The 2,871-nt window shown below is 66.8% G+C and carries 5 protein-coding genes; all 5 read left to right on the plus strand.

Features of this window, described 5'->3' with window-relative positions:
* Positions 1–114 precede the first annotated feature (114 nt).
* Positions 115–474: a 50S ribosomal protein L21 gene (gene rplU / locus NTW26_02335; protein MCX7021111.1), complete on the plus strand. Its 360-nt coding sequence runs from the start codon at positions 115–117 to the stop codon at positions 472–474.
* A gap of 252 nt (positions 475–726) precedes the next feature.
* A complete protein-coding gene (locus NTW26_02340; GenBank protein ID MCX7021112.1) occupies positions 727–1,032 on the plus strand; it encodes a PTS sugar transporter subunit IIA in 306 nt (101 codons plus the stop codon).
* 92 nt (positions 1,033–1,124) lie between these two features.
* Positions 1,125–2,114 carry an HPr(Ser) kinase/phosphatase gene (gene hprK / locus NTW26_02345; protein MCX7021113.1) on the plus strand — a complete coding sequence of 330 codons (990 nt, stop codon included), beginning with the start codon at positions 1,125–1,127 and terminating at the stop codon, positions 2,112–2,114.
* A gap of 2 nt (positions 2,115–2,116) precedes the next feature.
* Positions 2,117–2,494, plus strand: a complete 378-nt coding sequence (locus tag NTW26_02350; GenBank protein ID MCX7021114.1) for a hypothetical protein — start codon at positions 2,117–2,119, stop codon at positions 2,492–2,494.
* A gap of 3 nt (positions 2,495–2,497) precedes the next feature.
* Positions 2,498–2,871 (plus strand): YraN family protein (locus NTW26_02355; GenBank protein MCX7021115.1); only part of this gene is annotated, 374 nt, incomplete at its 3' end.

Raw genomic sequence — 2,871 nt, forward strand, 5'->3', positions numbered from 1 at the left:
CGCTCGGTTCCTATCCCCGCCGTTTAACAATTTCACAAATAAATCCGCAACCCTTTACAATCCCCTGGGGCCTTTGGTACAATACGCCTCCGCCAATGAGCAAAAGGGGTCGCCATGTACGCCGTCATCCGCACCGGCGGTAAACAGCACCGGGTCAGCGAGGGAGACCTCGTCCGCGTGGACCGCCTGGCCGGCGAAGTCGGCGAGAAGGTGGTCTTCGAGGAGGTCCTGTTCACCGGGGACAGCGAGACATTCCGCCACGGCGCGCCGGTTCTGGCCGGGGCGAAGGTTCTCGGCGAAATCGCCATCCAGGGCCGCTCCCGCAAGGTGAAGGGGATAAAGTTCAAGAAGCGGAAGCGTTACACACTCACCTTCGGCCACAAGCAGCCCTACACCTGGGTCCGCATCAAGGGGCTCGATCTCGCCCCCGCGAAGGTGGCGAAGCCCGCGCCGGCCGAGCCGGAAGCCGTGTAAAATCTTCGATCGAATCGAGGCCCCCGTGGGGGCCTTTTTTATGCGTCGGTCTACGGAAATGACGATACCCCCGGCAAGTCCCCTCGGGGGCCTTTTTTAATAAATGACCTGCGGAAACTACGATTCCCCCGACGGTCCCCGAGGGGCCTTTTTTTACGCCGCCCGCGCGCCGGGGGCGGATTGCGATGCCCCTTGCAAAGCGCGCCGCGCTCAAGTACCATCGCCGGTGGAATCAACCCCGGAGGATAACGGATGAACATCGGTTCCTACTTCGGCCCCGAGAACGTGATTCTGGACATGGAGGCCGACGACAAAAAGAGCGCCATCGCGGAGCTGGTGGACAACCTGGTCCGGATCGGCCGGTTGTCGGACCCGGAGGAGCTCATCGAGGCGGTCGTCGCCCGCGAGGAACTCTGCACCACCGGCCTGGAGAACGGCGTCGCCATCCCCCTCTCCCGCCTCCTGAAGGATTCCGCCTTCCGCAAGCGTCTCCTGGACGCCCCCGACGCCGGGGCGGTCGTCGAGGCGATAGCGGAGGCTGAAGCCTCTCTGGAATAGGGACCGGCGTCCTCCCGGACCTTGTACGAGGGCAAGGGCGCCGACCCTTGCCCGACCCGCGCTGCAAATCCACTACCGAGGAGCGGGGGAGCATGGCGGTTAAGGTTCGCGACCTCTACGAGGACAACCGGGCGAAGCTCGAGCTCACCCTCGCCACCGACGACGGGACGCTGGACCGGGAGATAAACCGGCCCGACATCGAGCGTCCCGGCCTGGCGCTGGCCGGCTATTTCGATGTTTTCCCCACCGAGCGCGTGCTGCTTTTGGGACACACCGAGAGCAGCTACCTGGCCACGCTCTCTTCGGAGGCGCGCCGGGCGGTTTTCGACCGCCTGACCCACGATTGCGGCGTCCCATGCTTCGTGGTCACCCGGGGGTACGAACCGCCCGGGGAGCTAATCGAGAGCTCGGCCACCGGCGGCATCCCCGTTCTGACGAGCCCGGAGCACACCCAGCAGGTGGTGACCGTCCTGGGGTACTACCTCCAGGAGGCGCTGGCGCCGGTGCAGAAAATTCACGGCGTCCTGGTGGACATCAACGGCGTGGGGGTGCTGATTCTGGGCAAGGCGGGCATCGGCAAGAGCGAGTGCGCCCTGGACCTGGTGGCCCGGGGTCACCGCCTGGTGGCCGACGACGTGGTCGAGGTCAAGGCCCGCTTCAACTCGGTCCTCATCGGCTCCAGCCCGGAGAAAATCCGGGAGTACATGGAAATCCGGGGCATCGGCATCATCAACGTCCGCCACCTCTTCGGCGTGAACGCGGTGCGCGACCAGAAGCGCATCGAGCTGGTGGTCCAGATCCGCCAGTGGGACGGCGGATACAACTACGACCGCATCGGCATGGACACGGTTTACCGGGAGATTATCGGCATCCGAATCCCCCAGATAGTCATCCCGGCCATCCCGGGGAAGAACCTCGGAACGATAGTGGAGTTGGCGGCCGCGAGTCACCTGCTCCGGCGCCGAGGCTACAACCCGGCCCGCGAGCTCGACACGCAGCTCCTCGAGGAGATGAACGCCAGCGCCCGGGAGGCCCGGAGGCTTTACGTGAACCTCACCGACGACCTGCAGGACACGGAGTGAGGTTGGGCCGGTTCGCCGTCGGGGTCGCGCTTTTATTTGTCGGGGCGTTCTCCTGCGCCCAGGAGGCCGAGCCCTGGCGGGGGACCCTGGACGGATTTTTCGACGCGGTGGAGGCGGGCGACCCGGAACGGGCGTCCGCTTTTTGCGACGGCGACCCGGCCGGGCTGGCGCCCTACCTGGAGCCGGGCGTGCGGCCGGAGATTGTGGGCGAACCCGCGGGTGTAGTAGCAGACCGGGTCGAATTGACCGTCCGCACGCCGGGGCGGCCGGGGCTCACCCTGGTGCTCGCCGAAAAAGACGGCGATTGGTCGGTGGCCGTGGAGGAGAGCCTGGAGTCGAGTCGGGCGTCGGCGCTCAACGCGGCCTTCGGCGGGGAGTAACCCTTGGACCGGGCGGAGGAGCTGGGGGATCGGGCGGAGGCCCTGGCGGCGGAAATTTACGAGCGCCGGGGCTGGACCGTCGTCGCCCGCGACTGGCGGCCGCACGGTCTGGACCTGCGCGGCGATCTGGACCTCGTCGTCCGCAAGGGCGAGATTCTGGCCGTGGTGGAGGTTAAGGCCCTGCGGCGGCGCGGACCGGCCGGGGGTCCACGGGAGGCGGTGACGCCGGATAAAATCCGCCGCCTGGCCCGCCTGGCGGACGCCCTCCTTGTTAGCCGTCCCGAGCTGCGGGGGCTCTACGTTCGCTTCGACGTGGTGGCCGTTCTGTGGCCGAAGGGCCGGGAGCCGGAGGTGGAGCTCATCGAGGACGCCTTCCG

Source organism: bacterium (assembly GCA_026398675.1).
In the GTDB taxonomy this organism is placed as follows: domain Bacteria; phylum RBG-13-66-14; class RBG-13-66-14; order RBG-13-66-14; family RBG-13-66-14; genus RBG-13-66-14.